Below are 18,523 nucleotides of genomic sequence, written 5' to 3'. Positions count from 1 at the left end.
CCTCGGGGCCGCCGATGGTGCGGGCTACGGTCGAGGCATGAAAGCGAAGACCGTTGACCCGCGCGACCAGACGATGGAGGTTGACGACCCTGTTTACCGCGTGTACTTCTGGGAGGAAGGTGGAGGCGCCAAAGAGGAATGGGAACTTTCGGAAGGCGACCTCGACGAAGTGCTCGATTGGATCCCTACCCGCTCTCTCGGACGATCACATAGGCTCTGGGCAGTTATTCGAGCACCACAAGCAGTGACGCTCATCCGGCTTCGAGGGGTTGACCTCGACACGGACCAGTGGCCGACCTGGGCGCAAGCGGTGCGATAGGAACGCCCGCAACCGGGTCCTCGACTCGAACATCTACGTCGATCACGGCCTAACCGGCACAAACCGGGGCCAGACCCGGACTCCGCGAAGCCCTTGCCGCGGTACGAGAAGGCGACACACTCGTGGTCACCAAGCTCGACCGGCTCGCCCGGTCGGTGAAGGACGCACGCGACATCGCCGACGAACTAACGATGAAGGGCGTCGCGCTCAGCCTTGGCGGCAGCAGGTACGACCGCACAGACCCTATCGGGCGGCAGCTGTTCAACGTGCTCGCGATGGTGGCCGAGTTCGAACGCGACCTCATCAGCATGCGCACCAAAGAAGGGATGGCGGTCGCCCGCGCGAAGGGACACCTGAAAGGCAAGCAACCAAAGCTGTCGACGACCCAGCGGAAACTCCTCTTCGACGTTCAGGACGGCGGCGAATACACCCAGACCGAGCTCGCCGGGTTGTTGAACGTTTCCCGCGCGACTGTCTACCGTGAGTTGAAGCGCCGCAGAGTGGCCTACCTCGCCACCTGCGAAGCACACATCTTCTGAAGCCATACTGCCGCGGCCACCCGTCGCCGTTATCCTTAGCGACTCTTGGCCGCGGCCGGCACGCAGATAGATCCCGCATTCGTGCACCGCCCGTTTGCGGATGGGCTTGGGCCGTGAGGTCAGCTCTTCTTGCGGAGGTTGTTAAAACTGTCGCGAAGAGGTGCGGTGTCGTAGACGATGTGGAGATTGTCGATCAGTCCATGCTCGGTGAGTTCTGCCACATCGACAACCGCGAACGGCGCTGGCTCGCCGTTGCTGAGCACCCAGTCGAAGTCGAACCAGAAGCTGACCACGGTGCGCCCCTCGGCGGTACCGACCATCGTGGCCCGCAGCGTAAGTTTCGATTCGGCGGTGTCCTCGAACAATCGCGGATAGAACTCTGTGGCCGGGAGGGTTCCGTACAGCGGCGAATGCACGGTCCCGGAGGGAGCGAACAGCGCCAGAACTCCGTCGAGATCGGACGCCTCGAGTGCCTTTAGGTAGCTCGCCACGAGCTGATCGGTCGTCATCGCAAGATTTTGCCACGAGACCGTCTCAACGCACCCCGCCCGACAAGGATCTCTCGCTCCCTCGCTGCGCGCAGCCGTCCCTTACTCGGGCCCTGCCCGTTTGCGGATCCCGCTTTGAGGGATCGCCTAGTGGAGCCATCCAATATTCGGTCAGTCGTTGCGTAGAGAATCGATCATGCTCCGCAGCGACGTGAACGCCGCCGATTGATCATCTGCCGTCATCCCGGACAGCATGCGAACTTCGACGGCGCGTACCGCTGCGGACGCCCGCTCGAGGTTCTGCCGGCCCTGTGCTGTGAGTCGGGTCGGAAGAGCTCGACCGGTCGGGGCTTGCGCGGGTCGGGTCACGTCGCCGTTCTGCTCCAAGGTCTGGAGCAGAACGTTCATCGACTGCCTCGTCACGAATGCGCCTCGCGCGAGCTCGGAGTTTGACAGCCCCGGGCGCTGGGCCAACAACTCAAGGCAGGAGTAGTGCGTCACCGTCATGCCGAGCGGCCGCAGCACCTCCTCCATCGCGGTCCGTAGCGCGGTGGCCGCCTCTTTGAGGAGGTAGCCCAGCGACGTCTGCAGATCGATCCGGTCTTGACTCATGTCAGTATTCTGACATACGCTCAATGTCAGCGAACTGACATCATCCTAAGGAGAAACCATGCCCGCCATCGGCCCCGATTTCATCTCCCTTCAAGTGCGCGACCTGGCTGCCTCGGAAGTTTTCTACGAGACGTACCTGGGTCTGGTCCGCTCGCCGGCCGGCCCGCCGCATGCAGTCGTCTTCGACACCAAGCCGACCACGTTCGCGCTCCGCGACATCATCCCCGGAACCGACCTGGCTGCCGCCGCTCAGCCAGGGATCGGTATCGCTCTCTGGCTGCAAGCAAGCGAGGTCCAGGACATCCACGACGCACTCCTGGCCGATGGCCACACCATCACTACCGCGCCTTTTGACGGTCCGTTCGGTCGCACTTTCACCTTTGCTGACCCCGACGGTTATCAGATCACCCTCCACGACAAGAGCTGACGCGAACCCGGAGCTTCCAGCCAACGAAAACGTACAGGAGCCAATGCCCACCCATTGCGCGAGCAGATGGATGCGATGCGCGCCGTGCTCGACGCGATGACTATCGCGACCGAGAAGTATCGGAAGGTCCCCGCCCGTAGGGTGCCCCGAGGGTCGCCGGCATCCGATCACGCACCGTCACGGACGTCAGGGGCGTACGCGCGGAGGAAGGCGTTCGCGCCGAGCAGTGCGCGTTCTCGCACACGCGCGGCTAGTGCTCTCTCGCCCGTGAAGGTACCTCTGTCCAGATCGGCGCCCATGATGAGGAACGCGAAATGCTCTGCCGCGACCTGGGGGTCGCAGGGACGCAGGTGCCCGTCTTCCGTCATCCGCGCGAAAGCGTCGCTGAGTGCAGTCATCACGGCTTCCGGCGCCCCGGCGCGATACCGGTCGACCAGGTCAGGGAAGCGCACCGACTCCATGATGACCAGCCGTCTCAGAGCGATTGCGGGGCCCAGCAAGGTCGCCTCCGCCAATCGGACCGCAACGTCTGGCAGATTCAGGGGCGCGTTCTTCTCCGCGCGGAACTCCGACGTCAGGGTCTGCGTGAAGGAGGCGGCGATGGCGATCGCGCTGAGGACGGTCTCCCGGAAGAGCGTCGTCTTGTCGATGTACAGGTTGTAGATCGTCCGCTTCGCCAACCCGGCCTCCGCCGCCACCCGCTCCAGCGTCGCGTCGTGGAATCCCTCGGCCAGAAACACCTTCCGCGCTGCGTCGAGGATGAGTGCCCTCGAGCGGCCGACGCGCGGATCCTCGACAGTGGTCACGATTGCTCCTTGCACGGGGTCCGCGGTATGCCGCTAGATTACTCCCGAGTGCACTTCTGCACTCCAGAGTGCAGGAAATCTCATGGCAGGAAACCCGGACCTCGACCGCGACGCGGCGATCACGCGGAGCCTTCTCGGATGGGGTGTCGTCGCCGGTCCGTTCTACCTCGTGGTCGGACTCGTGCTCGCGATCACCCGCGCCGGCTTCGATCTCACTCAGCACGCGCTCTCGCTGCTGATGCTCGGGGATCTTGGATGGCTGCAGCGCACCAACCTGATCCTCACCGGCCTGATGGCGATCGCCGCCGCGGTCGGAATCCTCCGCGCCATTCGCAACGGCCGCGGGCTCGCGATGGGCGTCCTGGTCATCGTCGACGGGGCCGGGCTGATCCTCAGCGCCGTCTTCCCGCCGGACCCCGTCGCCGGCTTCCCTCCAGGCTCCGAGGGGGGCGAGTTCTCGGTGAGCGGCATCCTCCATCTGCTGTTCGGCGCGATCGGCTTCATCGCCGTCGCAGCCGCGGCCTTCGCGCACGCGGCATGGAGCCGAAGCATCGGTGCGCCGCGTCGCGCCCTGGTCAGCGCGATCCTCGGTGCCGTCGTGCTGCTGGCATTCGGCGGCGGCGTCGCCCTGTCACCGAGCCCGACCGGCATCCTGCTCATCTGGATCGCCGTCCTCGCGCAGTTCGTCTGGCTCGCCCTCGCCAGCGCACACATCTACGCCTGGTCACCCCACCCGCTCCGAAACGCCTCCACGACGCGCGGATCGTCGCAGCCTGGATGACTCGCGCGCGTCGGTGCCCGATCGGCGGAGGCGTCGTCAGCGGCTCGTGAGTGAGGGAGTGGGCCGGCAGCATCTGGGGATGAGTCCTCTGCCGCCGGCCCGGCGCTCTTGGGGGAGCGCCACATCGACACGCGTCCTCGTGAGCGCCTAACCACGACACCCACGGCTGGCGCGCCCATGCATGTGAAGGACGCGATGATGCGTCATCCATTACGTCGCCCGGCGCAAACGCTCAGTGTGTTCGTCGATGCGTCAGGCGTGCAGCAGGAGGTCGAAGAGGAGGATGCCGGACAGTGTGGTGTAGACGGTGAACATTCCGATGAACCACCACTGCCAACGCCGCAAGCGTTTCGCGGCCGCCTCATGACGTCGTTGCGCGTCGGCGATCTCCGACCAACTCGGCCGAAGGAGCTGATCGAGAACGACGCCCCGGACGCTCTCCGGCGCAACCTCTGCAGCCGGGGGCCGGAAGATCAGCGAGTGCAGGGCACGCGGCGCACTCTTGCCCTGGTCGTGCCCGAGATCTCTGACAGTATCCACGCCCTTCATTGCGCGACCTCACCCGTCCGGCGATGCGCGGATGGAGGTCCCGCGAGAGCACGCAACGGGCCGTGCTCTCGCGGGACTCCGATGCGGCGAACGCGTTCCCTCGGGAGAAGGGAGTCGATCACACCATCGCATCCGTCCGGGCAGCCTGTGTCGGACTGCGTCACCGGCCGGGAACCCCGATCGGCCACCGGCCGTGAAAACCGGGGAATGCCACGGCCGCCGACGTCGACCACGCCGAAATCGAGTCTCGTCACCATGGGGCCCTCCGCTCCACACGCGCACGCCATCAACATGCTGCCCGGACACGTCGGCCCCAACCGACCCGAACAGTTTCCGCCCCGATGACCAATTCGCGGCCGGGCTTGACAGCTGCCACACGAACACGCAAGCGTCCCGGACGGTGAAACGACGAACTCAGACGCTCACGAGCGCCCGCGAGCAACCTCATCCGGGCGCAATCCGCACCGGGAATCTCCGGTTCCTGCCAGGTGCGAGGTGCTCAGACCCTCAGCTTTCGGCGTCGCGGCGTCGCGCGACGACCGCCGCGGCGATGCGTCCGACGAGCTCATACGGAATGGGGGCGCGATGCGAGAACACCACGGAGTCCTTCTCCGCCCGAAACGGAGCGACCTCCGCTTCGAGTTCGTCATCGAGTGGCGGCACGGGGTACAGGCCGATGTGCTTCTTCCAGCCGGCGAAGTGGAGCGCGTACCGCCCGCCGAGCATGATCGCCGGCATCCCATACCGGATCTTCTCCTCGGGATCGGGCACCTGAGCCGCGATCTCTTCGCGAATGCGCTGCAGCCGCTCGGCCACGGACTTGTCATCGAAGCTCGCGATGTACGCATCGATCGATTCCGGTGTCGCCACGGGGCAAGCGTACGGCTGTGCAGTGAGAGCGTCTGCGACCCGCCCGTACCTGGCGTGCGAACGGGGCCAGATATCCCCGCGACCGGCGTCCGCAGGCGGGCCGTTAGCATCGACCGATGAGCAGGCACGCGATCATCTTCCACGGCACCGGCGGCCACCCGAATGCGGTGTGGTACCCCTGGCTCGACCGTCAGCTCACCGCCCGCGGGTACCGCGTGGAGCGTCCCCACTACCCGGGCGTGAACGTCGAGCCCATCGCCGAGTTCCTGCCGAAGGTCCTCGCCGGCCACACCTTCGACGCCGAGACAGTACTGGTCGGCCACTCGGGCGGAGCTGCTCTGCTGCTTGCACTGTTGGACCACCTGCCCGGTCCCGTGGCGCAGTCGATCCTGGTCGCGGGCTACGCCGTGAGGCCCACCGGGGCGGAGGAGCCGGTGCTGCAGGAGGTCTACGACTGGGATCGGATCCGCGCGAACGCCGGCGACCTGTACTTCATCAACTCGATCACCGACCCGTACGACTGCGATGCCGACCAGGGGCGGCTGATGTTCACTCATCTCGGCGGCACACAGATCGTGCGAGACGAAGGCCACTTCGGGGACTGGAACCAGCCCTACGACACATTCGACCTGCTGGACCGGCTCATCGCCTAGACGGGTCGCGCGACGCACGTCGCAGTGGCGCCGACTTCCTTCCGCTTGACCTTGTCACTGTGTCAGGGTCGATCGTGGTCTCCATCATGTACACCATCGGAGAGTTCGCAGCGTACGGACGCGTGAGCGCGCGCATGCTGAGGCACTACGACGCCATCGGGCTGCTCAAGCCCGCGCGGGTCGACCCGTCCACCGGATACCGCAGCTACGGCTCGTCGCAGCTCGCGGACCTCCTGCGGATCGTCGAGCTGCGCGGGTTCGGATGCTCGCTGGACGACGCCGCCGAGGTGCTGTCGTCGAGTGATCGGGATGCCGCCACCCGCGCGATCCTGACCCGCCGACGCACAGACCTCGAGGATTCGATCGCCGCAGATGCCGCCCGCGTGGCCCGGATCGATGCGCGACTATCCCGTCTGGAAGGAGCTCCCATCGTGAGCGGAATCACCTACACCTCCCTGCCCGCCGTCACCGTCTACGCGGCCAGCGAGATCGCGCCCGGAAGTGGACCCGAGAACGTCTCGCCCGTCGTCGACCGCATCCTGCCCCCGCTTCTGCACGCGCTCCAGGAGTCGGGTGTCGACTTCCGGGAGCCGGGCATCTTCTGGTACGAGCCGGTCGACGGGAGCGACGACATGCGCGTGTGGGTGTCGTGGATCGCCGGCGGTGATCCGGTCGAGAACCCGGCATGGGAGGTCGTCACTCTCCCCGCGGTCCCCGCTGCCGCCGTCTTCGACTACCGCGGCGACATGCCCGGCATCGGCGACGCCTGGCACGAATTCATGACCGGCCTCGCCGAGGCGGGGGTCACGATGACCGGCGCGGGACGCGAGGTGTACCTGGAGTCGGAGCCGCTCCTGCAGTCGCAGTGGCTCACCCAGCTCCAGCAGCCGATCGTCGGCATCCCGCGTCGAAGCTAGCCGCGCGCTCCGCGGCCGTGCCGCTCAGCCCGGCTCGGTCGCGCGGATGAGCCCGCAGTTCACGCACGACCAGGCGACGAGGAACTTCTCGTCGTCGAGGATCTCGAACTTCAGCTGATCGCCGCAGGTCGGACAGACCCACGGCTCCACCCCCGGCGGCTTCACGTCTCCAGGCTAAAGAGGGAGTCCGCACGGACGGACCGCGGAGTACCGTGAGCGGCGGGGGCGGCTGATGAACGGATGCCGGGCGGGAATCGCGATCTCGATGCTGATGGGGTGCGCGCTGTTCGCAGCCTGCGCGCCGTCCGGCAGCGGCTCACGCAGCGGTCCGACGGACGAGGCGGTCGACGTGAGCGGCACGTTCGACATCGGCGACGGTCGCCGGATGTTCCTGGAGTGCACCGGATCCGGGTCGCCGACGGTGATCCTGGTCGGAGGGCAGCGGGCGTCGGCGGAGGACTGGGCGATCGTCGCGGAGGACGTCGACTCGCCGTCGGTGTACGCGCTCGTCGGTGCCGACACCCGGGTGTGCGCGTACGACCGCCCCGGAACTCCGGTCGGCGAGGCGCCGAGTCGAAGCGATCCCGTGGATCAGCCCACGACCGCCGCGGACATGGTCTCCGACCTGCGTGCCCTCGTCGGCGCGGCCGGGATCGAGGAGCCGTTCGTCATCGTCGGACACTCCGCGGGTGGGTTGGCGGCGCGCCTGTACGCGGCGACCTATCCCGACGACGTGTCCGGGATGGTGCTCGTCGACGCACTGGGCGAGGGTCTTCGCGACCACATGACCGCTGAGCAGTGGGCGATCCAGAAGCCGATGCTCCGCGGCGACATCGATGCGTCGATCGCCGAGTACCCGGCTCTGGAGTGGATCGAACCCGACGCGAGCTTCGACCAGATGCGCGCCGCCGGAGGACTGAGGCGGATGCCGCTCATCGTGATCTCGGCAGACCAGCCCATCGGCCCGACCATCCCGGCGCTGAAGGCCGCGGGCGTGCTCGGTCAGGAGGTCCCGGACGACTTCGGCTACGTCACCGACGCGGCGCAGGTGAAGAGTCAGGCGGACCTGGCCGCGTCCGTTCCGGGGTCGATCCACGTCACCGAGACGAACAGCGGGCACAACGTCCACATCGAGCAGCCCGCCCTCGTGGCCGGCGCCATCCTCGACGTCGTCCGCCTCGTGCGCGACGGCATCGATGTCGCCACGGGGTGACCTCGATCCGGCTCACCGGGAGATAGCCTCGGCACGTGCCCGCCGCGTTCGCCACCGTCGATGACTACCTCGCGTCGCAGACGCCCGAACGACGCACCGACATCGAGGCGCTGCGTTCCCTCGTCCGGGCGGCGGAGCCCGAGCTGATCGAGATCGTGAAGTGGAACTCGCCCAGCTACACGCTGCGCGGAGTCGACCGGCTCACGATCAACGCCGCCGGCAAGGGGCCGGTTCGCCTCATCCTGCACTTCGGCACCGGTCGCGCCGAAGACAAGAGTGCTCCACCGATCTTCGACGGCGACCCCGACGGTCTCCTGACGTGGCACTCCGATCTTCGCGCCAGCCTGGTCGTGCCGAGTGCCCGTGACCTCCCGCATCGGCACGACGCGATCATCGCGGTCATCCGCGCGTGGCTCGCCCAGCCCTAGCCGGTCGAGGATCACGGTCGCCGCGGCGCAGGAGCAGAAGGATGCCGTCCTCCAGGTGCGCGGCGCCACCGTCGGGCGCCGTCGCCTCGCGCGCGCGGATCTCGACGACCTCCGCCTGCCACTCGGCCGGATCAAGATCGAGGAGGGCCAGTTCCTCGTCCGGCGTGCGCAGGAGCGGCGCCCGGTCGTGCAGATCGCGAGCCCACGGCGGCGGCGCGGCGTGGGAGAGGACGAGAAGGCGGCCACCCGGGGCCACGCGCCCGGCGGCATCCCGCAGCAGTCGAACGCGCGGGAAGTCCGCCTCCCACGAGTGCAGGAAACTGGCGAGCACCAGATCGAACTGCTCGTCGATCCGCCCCACGCCGTCGCCGGCGACGAATCGCGCGGACAGCCCTCGTTCCGCAGCGAGCCGCGACGCGCGGGCGACCGCGGTCGGGGACACATCCACGCCCGTCGCCTGCCAGCCCTGCTCGGCGAGCCACAGCACGTCGCCGCCCTCGCCGGAGCCTACGTCGAGCGCGCTGCCCGGCTCGAGATCGCTGACGATCGCCGCCATCGATGCGTTGACGCGGCCCGACCAGACGCGATCCTCGGCGGCGTATCGCGCGTCCCACGCGGCGTTGCGCGCGGCGGTGCGCTCGGCCACGGCCAGATCGAAGTCCTCCTCCGTGAGCCGCGCATTCACCCCCGCGCCCGCCATCGAGCCGGAGCCCATCGACACCGGCACGTTCGCGAACGGCGCGATGACGTTGCCCGCCGCGAAGACGCGACGGTGACTCGTCGCCCCCGTCAGGTCGACTGCCAGCGGCGCGCCGGGCGTCTCGGCGCGTGCCAGATCGAGCGAGGCCGCGAAACCGAGGTTCAGCACGGGCGCGCCCGCGGTGAAGATCGCGTCCACGACGTGCTCGGTCCCGTCCTCCGTCACGACGGTCAGCCCGTCCTCGCCGGGCACGACGCGGGCGACGCCCGCTGAGACGACGCGGATGCCGCGGGCAGCGAACCGAGCGACGAGGTCCTCGCTCCACGGTTCGGCCGTCGCGGTGAAGGCGATCACGTCGTCGGAGAGCTGCCGGACGAGCTGGACCTGGTGCGCGCTCATCGGCGAGGTCGCGAGGACCGCGAGACGTGTGCCGGCGACCTCCCAGCCGTGACAGTACGGGCAGTGCAGAACGCGCGTGCCCCACTCCCCCTCGAGGCCCGGTACGGCGGGCAGCTCGTCGCGGACGCCGGAGGCGATGATGACGGCGCGTGCGGTGTGCACCACACCGTCGGTGCGATGCACGCGGATCCGGTCGTCGTCGTCGGTGAGGCCGGCGACCGCGCCCTTCACGAATTCGACGCCATACGCGCGGGCCTCCGCGCGCCCTCTCTCGATCAGATCGGCGGGGTCCACACCGTCGTGCCCGAGCACACCGTGCATGTGCGCGGCGAACCGATTGCGCGGCATCCCGCCGTCGATCACGAGGGTGCGGCGACGCGACCGCCCCAGCATCTGCGCGGCACTCAGCCCAGCCGCGCCGCCGCCGATGATCACCGCATCCCATTCGTCTGTCATGGGTCCAGACTTGATGTCCGATCGGCCATAACGCAAGTTTCCTTGCTGAAGTGGCAAGATGAGCCCATGAATGCCGCCCTGGAGCAGATCGGTCCCCGCTTGCGCGCCGCTCGTCGAGAGCGCGGCTGGACCCTCGATGACCTCTCGGCGCGCGCGGGGATGTCCGCGAGCACGCTGTCCCGCCTGGAGTCAGGCAAGCGCCAGGCGTCGCTCGCACTGCTGCTGCCGCTCACGCGCCAGCTCGGCATCCGCATCGACGATCTCGTGCCGCACGGGTCCAGCGATCCGCGCGTGCGCCGGGCCATCGAGCGCCGCGATGGGATGATCATCGCGCCGCTGACGCTCGACCACTCGCCGGTACAGACCTTCAAGGTCACGTACGCCGCCAGCGGGCAGGCGCCCCCGCCCCGGATCCACGACGGCTACGAGTGGCTGTACGTGCTCCGCGGTCGCCTCCGCCTCATGCTCGACGGACACGAGCACGTCATCGAACGAGGAGAAGCGGCCGAGTTCGACACCCGCCTGCCGCACAGTCTGAGCGCCACCGCGGACGGACCGGCTGAGATCATCAGCATCTTCAGTGCATCGGGGGAGCGCATGCACACGCACGGCGCCGCGGGCGACCTCTGAGGCCGGCCTGGGCGCCCGTCGGGCGGCGGGCCGGATCGGGTCTCAGCTCGTGGCGGGGGTCCCGCGGCGGGCCTTGAACTCGCGGATCCGCTGCGAGGACCGGGCGAGGCCGACCGCGCCGACGACGGTGAAGAAGAGGCCGATGACGGCGATCAGCAGCGTGCCCACGACGTTGGCAGCCGGGTCGGGCCACAGCATCAGCAGGGAGATCAGCAGGAAGTAGATCCCGAAGGCGAGGCCGGCGATCGCGATTCCGCGGCCGTTCTTCGAGGCCCGCTCCTCTCGAGCCAGTTCTGACGGCATGGCGGGGCGGGCGGAAGGGGCGGTTGTGCTCGTCATACATCGATTTTCGCATCTTCTCGGGCGGTGCCGAGGCTCTGGCCGAGATTGCGTCAGCGGGTCGACGCGAGCGGCATCCGCGGGTCGGCGTCGACGGGGACCCGCGGCCACGTCCAGGCGGACCGCAGGATGAACGCCAGCAGCACCAGCTCGAGTCCGATCGAGAGCGTGTAGAACGCGGCCCACTCCCACGACTCGCCGACCGCGTTGAAGATCGTCACCGGGATGTACAGCGATGCCGCGACGAGGTTCACGACCCGGCTGACCCGCGCGGGCAACGCCATCGACAGCACGACCATCAGCGCCGGGACCGAGACGAGGGCGAGGAAGCCCGTCATCAGCGCGGGGCTGATGTCGAACTCGAAGACGATCCCCGCGGCGATGTCGTCGAGGATGCCGGGACGATACAGGTGGTAGTAGTCCACGTAGATGTACAAGAACATGAAGCTCGTCCACGCCGCGGCGAGCTTCGCGCGCACGGGCATGCGTGGGTCGTCGAGGGGTCGGGTTCGATCGCTCATGGAAGCGGTCCTTTCTCGGGCGCATTCACGCCGGGTTTTCGTACACTGTACGTCGTACGCTGTACTATGAGTCGTACACCGTACGCTTGTCAAGTCGATCCGACGAGCGAGGAGACCCAAAACAGTGAGCGAGCGACGCCGGCTGGCGACGGAGTCGGGGCTCAGCACCCCGCGTGTGGTCGAGGAGGCCATCCGCCTCGCCGATCGCGAGGGCGTGGACGGGCTGAGCATGCGTCGGTTGGCGACCGTGCTGGGCGCGGGAGCGATGTCGCTCTATCACTACGTCGCGAACAAGGAGGAGCTGCTCGACGCGATGATCGACGTCGTCTTCGCGGAGATCGAGCTTCCGTCCGCCGAGGCCGACTGGCGGACGGCCATGCGCGGGCGCGCGGTCTCTGCGCGGGACGTGCTCGCCCGGCATCCGTGGGCCATCGGCCTGATGGAGTCGCGAACCTCACCCGGTCCCGCGAATCTGCGACACCGCGAGGCGGTCACCGCGTGCCTCCGCCGAGCCGGCTTCTCCGTCGTGATGGCGACGCACGCGAACTGGCTCCTCGACAGCCACGTGTACGGCTTCGCCCTGCAGGAGGCGAGCCTGCCCATCGACACGGCGGAGGAGTTGCCCGACATCACGCAGGACGTCTTCCTCCCTCAGCTGCCCCCCGAGCAGTTCCCCTATCTCCACGAGGCCGCGCTCGCGCTCGCCGCGTCGGGCTACGACCCTTCCGAGGAGTTCCTCTTCGGGCTCGACCTCCTGCTGGACGCTCTCGAGCCGCTGAGGGATGCCGCCCCGCAGTGAGCGCGGGGGACCGGTCCCCTAGGCTCAGGCAGATGGGGAAGGTCGGGGGAGCCGCGCTCGTCGTGGTGTTCGCGGTCCTCCTCGCGGGGTGCGCGCCGGCGGAGCTTCCTGAGCCGACCGTGCCGCCGGGGGCAGCCGAGGCCACCCTGGTGTCGGTGATCGACGGCGACACGATCGAGTCGAGCGTCGGCACGGTGCGCATCATCGGCATCGACGCCCCCGAGAGGGACGAGTGCGGATACGCCGAGGCCGCGGCGCAGGTCTCGGCCCTGCTCAGCCCGGGGGCGGCGATCACGCTGACCCTGCCCGACGGCGAGAACGACACCGATCGGTATGGGCGGCTCCTGCGCTACGTCGACACCGCGGACGGCGTCGACGTCGGCATGTCCGTCCTCACCGCCGGTCTCGCGGTCGCCCGCTACGACTCGATCGACGGCTATCCCGCGCACCCCCGGGAGGCGCAGTACCGCGCGGGTCAGACCGCGACCCTCACTGCGGACGGAGCGGTGACGACCGTCGCGTGCCAGGCCGCGGCCGACGCGGCTCGGGGGCACCTCGATCCCGATCCGGCCCCCACCGGCTAGCCTGTCTGAATGGCCACGCCCGCCCCCATTACCGACGTCTCGATCGGCGGTGACGGCATCCGCCTGGGACAGTTCCTCAAGTTCGCCGGGCTGCTCGATTCGGGCGGCGACGTGAAAGAGGCGATCATCGACGGGTTCGTGACCGTGAACGGCGAGGTCGACCGCCGCCGCGGACGCCAGCTGCAGCTCGGCGACGTCATCGGGTTCGAGGGTCGGCGCGTCCGCGTCTGCGCCTGAACCTGTCGAGCGTCGGCGGACCGCACTAGCCTCCCGTCATGGCCAGCTTCGACGACAAGCCCGTGCTGCACGTCGACACGGTCGCGCAGTGGGAGGCCTGGCTGGATGCCGATCCCCACACGGACGGTGTCCGACTGCGCCTGAGGAAGAAGGCGAGCACGCGGCCCGGCATCCTCTACGGCGAGGCGCTCGACGTCGCCCTCTGCTTCGGCTGGATCGACGGGCAGTCGAAGTCCCTCGACGCGGACTACTTCCTGCAGGCGTTCACCCCGCGACGGGCCCGCAGCCCGTGGTCGAAGGTCAACATCGGCCACGTCGCGCGGCTCATCGACGAGGGGCGGATGCGGCCCGAAGGGCAGCGCGAGATCGACCGCGCGAAAGAGGACGGGCGATGGGATCGCGCCTACCGGCAGAGCGACGGCGAGCTCCCGCCCGAGTTGCAGGCGGCGCTGGATGCCGACCCGCTGCTCGCTGAAGCCTTCGCCCGCCAGACGGCGCAGAACAGGTTCGCGATGTCGTTCCGCGTCGCCAACCTGAAGCGACCGGAGTCGCGAGCGGCGCGGGTCGCCGAGTACGTCGAGATGCTCAAGCGGGGCGAGAGCCTGCACTGAGACGCGGCGGGCTCAGCCGCGCGCGGCCCGAGCTTCCTCGAGCGCTTCGTCCGCCCACTGGACCTGCTGCGGGGTGCCCCACCGGACGGCGGCCTCCCGTGCACGCTCGAACGCGGCGATCGCCTCATCGATGCGCCCGGCGTCGAAGGACGTCCAGCCGGCGTTGTTGTGCAGGGCGACGTTCCACCGCAGGGTGCGCTCGTCGGTCACGTCGGCGAGCACCTCCTGCGCCCGCGCCGTCCACCGACCGGCGTGGGCCGGCTCGGCGATCGCGAGCATGTGCAGCGCGTCGACCTGCAGGAACACCAGGTCGGCGGCTGCGGCGACCTCGGTGGCCGAGCGGAAGTACGGCACCGCCGCGTCGGGCTCACCGCGGGAGTTGCGGACCCGACCGCGTTCGAGGGCGACCCGCGTCCGCACGGCGGGCGCGTCGGACGTGATGGTGTCCAGAAACGCGTCCGCCTCGGCGAACCGGTCCTGCAGACCGAGGGCGCGCGCCACCTGCGTCTGAAGCTCTGCCCGGACACCGGGGTCCACCGCGCTCTCGGCGGCCTCGCGCAGACGCTTCTCTGAGGCGGGGGCGTCGGAGAAGTCCCACAGCAGGTCGAGTTCGGGCTGGGCGAGCGGCATCGGCTCGAAGGTACTCCCGCGCGACGCCGACGATCAAGACTCCGCGAGGGGCCTCGCGCGGAGCCATTCGTCGAAGCCGATCGTCGCCGTCTCGGCCGAGCCGTCGCCGCGCAACGCGCCCGACGCGAGGCCGCGCCCGTACGCACCGGGGAAGCGCATCTCGAGGACGCGACGACGGATGCCGCGCTCGGCATACATCCGGCGCACCATGTCGGCGAGCACCTCGTCACGCGGTCCGATGAGATCGGTCACCCGCCCCCGCGGCGCACCCTCGGCGATCATGACCAGGTGCTCGGCGACCTCGCGCGCGGCGACGGGTCGCGTGAGCGTCTTCGGCACGATGGTCAGCGGGCCGAGCGTGGTCTGGCGCGCGATCTGCTGCGCGAACTCGTGGAACTGGCTCGTGCGCGCGATCGTGTGCGGCACGGCGGATGCCGCCACCAGGCGCTCCTGCGCGAGCTTGCCCGCGTAGTAGGACGTGTCGATCCCGTCGATGCCCACGATCGAGAGGGTGACGTGATGACCGGTGCCGGCACGCGCTCCGGCGTCGAGGAGCTGCGTGGTGCTCCGCTCGAAGAAGGCGACCGCCTTCCGGGTCGACAGTGTGGTCGCGTTCACCGTATCGATCACGGCATCCGCTCCCCGGAGGCCCGCGTCCAGACCCTGTCCCGTCAGCACGTCGACCCCGACGCTGCGTGACAGCACCACCACCTCGTGTCCGCGTCCGCGAGCCGTCTCGACGACATGGCGGCCGACGGTGCCGGTTCCTCCGGCGACGGCGATTCTCATGCTGCTCCTCCTGAGGCGACGGGACCCTCCCGAACCACCTCACTGATCTGACGACGCAGCGCTGCGAAATGTGAGGTCAGTCGGCTTCGAGTGGCATCCATGCGGTGAGCTTTCGCGGATCCATGACGATCCACACGTCGGTGATCCGCGCATCCTCGACGTGGAACGCCGTGATGCCGACCAAGGTGTCCCCGCCCAGCATCCCGTACGCGAGGCCGTCGGCAGTGCGAAGCTCTTCGAATCGGATGTCGGGCTGCTTGTGCAGCACGCCCAGCAGGTACCGCGCCACCCGGTCCGACCCCCGCACGACATTGGGTGCCACGCGCACCACGTCGCCACCGTCCGCGCGGGCCTCGACCTCGGGGGCGAGGGTCCGCAGCAGTGCGGTGATATCACCCTCCCGCGCCGCGACCTGGAACGCGCGCACCACGTCCTCGTGCTCGCCGGGCTCGACGACTCGCGTGCGTCCGGCCCGGACGCGACGACGCGCCGCGGTGGCGAGCTGCCGGGCTGCCGGCGCGGAGCGTCCGATGATCTCGGCGACCTCCGCGAAGGGCACGGCGAAGACATCGTGCAGCACGAAGGCGACGCGCTCCAAGGGAGTCATCGACTCGAGCACCAGGAGCAGCGCCGTGCTCACCTCATCGTCGCGCACCGCGTGCTCCAGAGGGTCCGCCGGCGTCCCTTCGGCGAACAACCCGGCCGGTATCGGCTCGGGCAACCACTGCCCCGACGACTGCTCCCGGCGCGCGTGCGCCGACCCGATCAGGTCCAGAGCGATGCGGGAGGCGACGTGGGTGAGCCAGGCGGCGGGAACCCGGATGGCGTTGCGCTCCCGATCATCGAGTCGGTACCAGCGGATATAGGTCTCCTGGACGATATCCTCGGCGTCCGCCAGCGTCCCCGTCATCCGGTAGGCGAGGGAGAGGAGTCGTCGACGCTCGTGGACAGCCACGTCGGAAGGCTCGGATGCGTTCATTCGGCCGCCGCTCCGGACCGATGGCGCAGAGGAGAGAGGCTGAGCGCGACCGCCGCGAGGGCGAACACGACCGTGACGCCCGCCAGGACGGGTGCCTCGCCGACCGCGCCGGCGAGGACGCCGGCGAGCAGCGCGCCGACAGCCGCCAGAGTGCGGTTCGCCGATCGCCGGAACGCGTTGGTGCGCCCGAGCAGCTCGTCAGGAGTCTCCCTCTGCCAGAAGCCCATCTCGTGGGCGTTCTCCACGCCGGCAGCGAGGCCCTGAACGGCGAGTCCCGTGAAGAGGAGGGGCAGCGCGATCGGGGTCGTCGGCGCCACCAGAACGAGCAGCCAGGCGAGCGGATACGCCCAACGAGAGAAGATCACGGCGCGACCGGAACCGAGCCGGCGCCCGACCGCGGGGGCCAGGGACGCGCCGACCAGACTCGCGAGACCGAATGCCGTGAACAGCAGACCGAAAGCGAACGGGGAGAGTCCGAGGGTGCGCAGCGCCAATAACGACAGCACGGTCAGGGCCGCACCGTTCGCGAGGAACCACATGTGGGTGGACACGGCGAGCGGCGTCAGCGTGGGGTGGCGGTAGGCGAAGCGCAAGCCTTCGCCGATCTCGGTCCAGAGCTTGCGCCGCGGCGCGCTCGCGCGCGGGTCGGTCACCTTCACCCCGGCGACGAGCACCGCTTCGATCAGGTAGCTCACAGCATCCACGGCGATCGCGATCGGGGCGCCGAGCAGACCCACCAGGCCGCCGCCCAGGGTCGGCCCGAGAGTCTGGGCGGCGGCATCCGTCTGGTCCAGACGCGCGTTCGCCGTGACCAGGTCCTCTCGGCGGACGAGCCGGGGGAGCAGCGACTGCGTGGCCGCGAAGCCGAACACCGAGAACGACCCGAAGGCGAGCAGAGCGAGCACGAGCATCCAGATCTGCAGCACACCGGTGAGCCACAGCACCACGATCGCGCCGAGTGAGAGCGCGCGGCCGACGCTCGCCCAGATGAGCGTCTGCGTGCGCCTCCATCGGTCGACGTAGACGCCGGCGAACGGGCCGAGGAGACCGTAGGGCAGGAACTGCGCGGCGCTCACGAGGCCCACCTGCAGCGGCGAAGCACCCAGCACCTGAACGACGAGCACCGGCATGGCCACCGCGGTGACCGCGGTGCCGAACGAGCTGATCGCCGCTGCCGCCCAGTACCGCGCGAACGCCCCGGTCTTCACCCTCCGTGCTCGTCTCCCCGCGAGACGGTCATGTGGACGGGCCGATGAAGATCGCCGCGATCGGCAGCAGGAGCAGGATGCCGAGCACGCCGCCGACGATCGACAGCACGAACCGCGTGCCGCGGCGCACCGCGACGATCACACCGATGATCGCGAGCACGAGGGCGATCACACCGGCGACGCCGAGCGCGGGGATCAGGATGATGCCGAGCCACCAGATCGCATTCATCTCGGGGATCAGCCCGATGAGGAAAACCAGGAGCGACGGCACGAGCGCCAGGCTCGCGACGACGATCGCGATCAGGCCGAGGACGTCGAGGCGGCGCTTCTGCACGGGGGCGGCCGGGGGCGTCGTCATGTCGGTGAACTCCTGTGCGGCGCGGGCTTACTCTGCGATCCTACGGGTGGGCGGTGTCGCGTCGTCAGGAGAAATGCGCGGCTCCGAGCCTCGGACCGGACCCCGCGCGCAGATTCTCCTGAGAGCGCGACGACATCGGCGCGAAAAAGTTTCAGGGCCGATGTCGATTCCGCTCCGCGCCGATCGACGCGATAGTGAAAGGGCGAACAAGAGCCCTCGGAGCGAAGCGCAGAGGCGCTGAGAAGGAGTCGAAATGAAGCACATGCTGATCATGCGGGCGACGCAGGAGGCCGTGGACAACTACGAGAACATGGACTTCGAAGCCGTCATCAACGCGATGGGCGCCTACAACGAGGCCCTGATGAAAGCCGGCGTCATGGTCGGCGGTGACGGCCTCGCGCCTGAGCCGGGCTACGTCGTGGAGTTCACCGCGGAGGAGCCCGTCGTCAGTGATGGCCCCTACGGCGAGGTGCACGAGCTGTTCAACGGCTTCTGGATCCTCCAGACCTCGACCGCCGAGGAGGCGCTCGAGTGGGCCAAGCGCTGCCCGCTCGGACCCGGCAACAAGCTCGAAGTGCGTCGCGTGACCGACGAGTCCGACTTCGCGGACTACGCCGACAACGAGTACATCCAGAAGGAGAAGGAGTGGCGCGCCGAGGAGGCCGCCAAGGCGTGACCTCG

At 68.9% G+C, this 18,523-nt stretch carries 27 protein-coding genes and 1 pseudogene; 14 read left to right on the top strand and 14 right to left on the bottom strand.

Annotation, left to right across the window (positions count from 1 at the left end; genetic code table 11):
- Positions 1-37 precede the first annotated feature (37 nt).
- Positions 38-319 carry a hypothetical protein gene (locus AB0P18_RS01940; RefSeq protein WP_363359110.1) on the top strand — a complete coding sequence of 94 codons (282 nt, stop codon included), beginning with the start codon at positions 38-40 and terminating at the stop codon, positions 317-319.
- Positions 320-347: 28 nt separating this feature from the next.
- A pseudogene (locus AB0P18_RS01935) lies at positions 348-858 on the top strand (recombinase family protein); the annotation flags it as partial.
- Positions 859-977: 119 nt separating this feature from the next.
- On the opposite strand, the gene AB0P18_RS01930 reads toward AB0P18_RS01935, so the two are convergent.
- Entirely contained in the window at positions 978-1,367 is a 390-nt protein-coding gene (locus AB0P18_RS01930) for a nuclear transport factor 2 family protein (protein ID WP_179431180.1), read from the bottom strand.
- Between the two features lie 150 nt (positions 1,368-1,517).
- Positions 1,518-1,958 (bottom strand): MarR family transcriptional regulator, encoded by a 441-nt coding sequence (locus tag AB0P18_RS01925; protein ID WP_344050863.1) that lies wholly within the window; start codon positions 1,956-1,958, stop codon positions 1,518-1,520.
- Positions 1,959-2,016: 58 nt separating this feature from the next.
- On the opposite strand from AB0P18_RS01925, the gene AB0P18_RS01920 reads away from it, so the two are divergent.
- Positions 2,017-2,385 (top strand): VOC family protein, encoded by a 369-nt coding sequence (locus AB0P18_RS01920; RefSeq protein ID WP_344050861.1) that lies wholly within the window; start codon positions 2,017-2,019, stop codon positions 2,383-2,385.
- 167 nt (positions 2,386-2,552) lie between these two features.
- Here AB0P18_RS01920 and AB0P18_RS01915 read toward each other — a convergent pair whose 3' ends face one another.
- Complete coding sequence (locus tag AB0P18_RS01915; protein ID WP_363358658.1) at positions 2,553-3,191, bottom strand: TetR/AcrR family transcriptional regulator; 639 nt, start codon at positions 3,189-3,191, stop codon at positions 2,553-2,555.
- 82 nt (positions 3,192-3,273) lie between these two features.
- On the opposite strand from AB0P18_RS01915, the gene AB0P18_RS01910 reads away from it, so the two are divergent.
- Complete coding sequence (locus tag AB0P18_RS01910; protein WP_363358657.1) at positions 3,274-3,972, top strand: DUF998 domain-containing protein; 699 nt, start codon at positions 3,274-3,276, stop codon at positions 3,970-3,972.
- 252 nt (positions 3,973-4,224) lie between these two features.
- Here the strand turns inward: AB0P18_RS01910 and AB0P18_RS01905 are convergent, their stop codons facing one another.
- Positions 4,225-4,512, bottom strand: coding sequence for a hypothetical protein (locus AB0P18_RS01905; RefSeq protein ID WP_363358656.1), 288 nt, complete (start codon positions 4,510-4,512; stop codon positions 4,225-4,227).
- A 516-nt stretch (positions 4,513-5,028) separates the two neighbouring features.
- Positions 5,029-5,391 (bottom strand): DUF1801 domain-containing protein, encoded by a 363-nt coding sequence (locus AB0P18_RS01900; RefSeq protein WP_344050852.1) that lies wholly within the window; start codon positions 5,389-5,391, stop codon positions 5,029-5,031.
- A gap of 116 nt (positions 5,392-5,507) precedes the next feature.
- Between AB0P18_RS01900 and AB0P18_RS01895 the strand changes: the two genes are divergently transcribed.
- Positions 5,508-6,044, top strand: coding sequence for an alpha/beta fold hydrolase (locus AB0P18_RS01895; protein WP_363358655.1), 537 nt, complete (start codon positions 5,508-5,510; stop codon positions 6,042-6,044).
- 86 nt (positions 6,045-6,130) lie between these two features.
- Positions 6,131-6,961, top strand: a complete 831-nt coding sequence (locus AB0P18_RS01890; RefSeq protein WP_363358654.1) for a MerR family transcriptional regulator — start codon at positions 6,131-6,133, stop codon at positions 6,959-6,961.
- A 24-nt stretch (positions 6,962-6,985) separates the two neighbouring features.
- On the opposite strand, the gene AB0P18_RS01885 is transcribed toward AB0P18_RS01890, so the two are convergent.
- Complete coding sequence (locus AB0P18_RS01885) at positions 6,986-7,126, bottom strand: hypothetical protein (RefSeq protein WP_363358653.1); 141 nt, start codon at positions 7,124-7,126, stop codon at positions 6,986-6,988.
- Between the two features lie 184 nt (positions 7,127-7,310).
- On the opposite strand from AB0P18_RS01885, the gene AB0P18_RS01880 reads away from it, so the two are divergent.
- The gene (locus AB0P18_RS01880) at positions 7,311-8,174 is read left to right on the top strand and encodes an alpha/beta hydrolase (protein ID WP_363358652.1); all 864 of its coding nucleotides are present in this window, start codon (positions 7,311-7,313) and stop codon (positions 8,172-8,174) included.
- A gap of 35 nt (positions 8,175-8,209) precedes the next feature.
- Entirely contained in the window at positions 8,210-8,602 is a 393-nt protein-coding gene (locus tag AB0P18_RS01875) for a DUF1801 domain-containing protein (protein ID WP_363358651.1), read from the top strand.
- On the opposite strand, the gene AB0P18_RS01870 is transcribed toward AB0P18_RS01875, so the two are convergent.
- Positions 8,574-10,157, bottom strand: a complete 1,584-nt coding sequence (locus tag AB0P18_RS01870) for an FAD-dependent oxidoreductase (RefSeq protein ID WP_363358650.1) — start codon at positions 10,155-10,157, stop codon at positions 8,574-8,576. The genes AB0P18_RS01875 and AB0P18_RS01870 overlap by 29 nt on opposite strands.
- A gap of 66 nt (positions 10,158-10,223) precedes the next feature.
- On the opposite strand from AB0P18_RS01870, the gene AB0P18_RS01865 reads away from it, so the two are divergent.
- The gene (locus tag AB0P18_RS01865) at positions 10,224-10,787 is read left to right on the top strand and encodes an XRE family transcriptional regulator (protein WP_363358649.1); all 564 of its coding nucleotides are present in this window, start codon (positions 10,224-10,226) and stop codon (positions 10,785-10,787) included.
- Positions 10,788-10,829: 42 nt separating this feature from the next.
- Here the strand turns inward: AB0P18_RS01865 and AB0P18_RS01860 are convergent, their stop codons facing one another.
- Positions 10,830-11,126, bottom strand: coding sequence for a hypothetical protein (locus tag AB0P18_RS01860; RefSeq protein ID WP_363358648.1), 297 nt, complete (start codon positions 11,124-11,126; stop codon positions 10,830-10,832).
- 53 nt (positions 11,127-11,179) lie between these two features.
- Positions 11,180-11,647, bottom strand: a complete 468-nt coding sequence (locus tag AB0P18_RS01855; protein ID WP_363358647.1) for a DUF6326 family protein — start codon at positions 11,645-11,647, stop codon at positions 11,180-11,182.
- 124 nt (positions 11,648-11,771) lie between these two features.
- Between AB0P18_RS01855 and AB0P18_RS01850 the strand changes: the two genes are divergently transcribed.
- The 4 genes from AB0P18_RS01850 to AB0P18_RS01835 are packed head-to-tail and all read left to right on the top strand — an operon-like array spanning position 11,772 to position 13,878.
- A complete protein-coding gene (locus AB0P18_RS01850) occupies positions 11,772-12,446 on the top strand; it encodes a TetR/AcrR family transcriptional regulator (protein ID WP_363358646.1) in 675 nt (224 codons plus the stop codon).
- A gap of 32 nt (positions 12,447-12,478) precedes the next feature.
- Positions 12,479-13,030 carry a thermonuclease family protein gene (locus AB0P18_RS01845; RefSeq protein ID WP_363358645.1) on the top strand — a complete coding sequence of 184 codons (552 nt, stop codon included), beginning with the start codon at positions 12,479-12,481 and terminating at the stop codon, positions 13,028-13,030.
- Positions 13,031-13,039: 9 nt separating this feature from the next.
- Entirely contained in the window at positions 13,040-13,267 is a 228-nt protein-coding gene (locus AB0P18_RS01840; protein ID WP_344050827.1) for an RNA-binding S4 domain-containing protein, read from the top strand.
- A 38-nt stretch (positions 13,268-13,305) separates the two neighbouring features.
- Positions 13,306-13,878: a YdeI/OmpD-associated family protein gene (locus AB0P18_RS01835; protein ID WP_363358644.1), complete on the top strand. Its 573-nt coding sequence runs from the start codon at positions 13,306-13,308 to the stop codon at positions 13,876-13,878.
- Positions 13,879-13,890: 12 nt separating this feature from the next.
- On the opposite strand, the gene AB0P18_RS01830 is transcribed toward AB0P18_RS01835, so the two are convergent.
- The 5 genes from AB0P18_RS01830 to AB0P18_RS01810 form a co-directional block, all read right to left on the bottom strand.
- On the bottom strand, positions 13,891-14,508 hold the full coding sequence (locus tag AB0P18_RS01830; RefSeq protein ID WP_363358643.1) for a hypothetical protein: 618 nt from the start codon (positions 14,506-14,508) through the stop codon (positions 13,891-13,893).
- Positions 14,509-14,541: 33 nt separating this feature from the next.
- Positions 14,542-15,297: an NAD-dependent epimerase/dehydratase family protein gene (locus AB0P18_RS01825; protein WP_363358642.1), complete on the bottom strand. Its 756-nt coding sequence runs from the start codon at positions 15,295-15,297 to the stop codon at positions 14,542-14,544.
- A 76-nt stretch (positions 15,298-15,373) separates the two neighbouring features.
- The gene (sigJ, locus tag AB0P18_RS01820) at positions 15,374-16,252 is read right to left on the bottom strand and encodes an RNA polymerase sigma factor SigJ (protein WP_363358641.1); all 879 of its coding nucleotides are present in this window, start codon (positions 16,250-16,252) and stop codon (positions 15,374-15,376) included.
- 20 nt (positions 16,253-16,272) lie between these two features.
- On the bottom strand, positions 16,273-17,484 hold the full coding sequence (locus AB0P18_RS01815; protein ID WP_363358640.1) for an MFS transporter: 1,212 nt from the start codon (positions 17,482-17,484) through the stop codon (positions 16,273-16,275).
- 28 nt (positions 17,485-17,512) lie between these two features.
- Positions 17,513-17,842 carry a hypothetical protein gene (locus AB0P18_RS01810; RefSeq protein WP_363358639.1) on the bottom strand — a complete coding sequence of 110 codons (330 nt, stop codon included), beginning with the start codon at positions 17,840-17,842 and terminating at the stop codon, positions 17,513-17,515.
- A 253-nt stretch (positions 17,843-18,095) separates the two neighbouring features.
- On the opposite strand from AB0P18_RS01810, the gene AB0P18_RS01805 reads away from it, so the two are divergent.
- Entirely contained in the window at positions 18,096-18,518 is a 423-nt protein-coding gene (locus tag AB0P18_RS01805) for a YciI family protein (RefSeq protein ID WP_344050815.1), read from the top strand.
- The last annotated feature ends 5 nt before the right edge of the window (positions 18,519-18,523 follow it).

The sequence above is a fragment of the Microbacterium sp. NPDC064584 genome (genome assembly GCF_040687315.1).
Taxonomy (GTDB): domain Bacteria; phylum Actinomycetota; class Actinomycetes; order Actinomycetales; family Microbacteriaceae; genus Microbacterium; species Microbacterium lacus.
The sequence above is the reverse complement of the archived record's forward strand: the minus strand, read 5'-3'. Positions and strand labels throughout refer to the sequence as shown.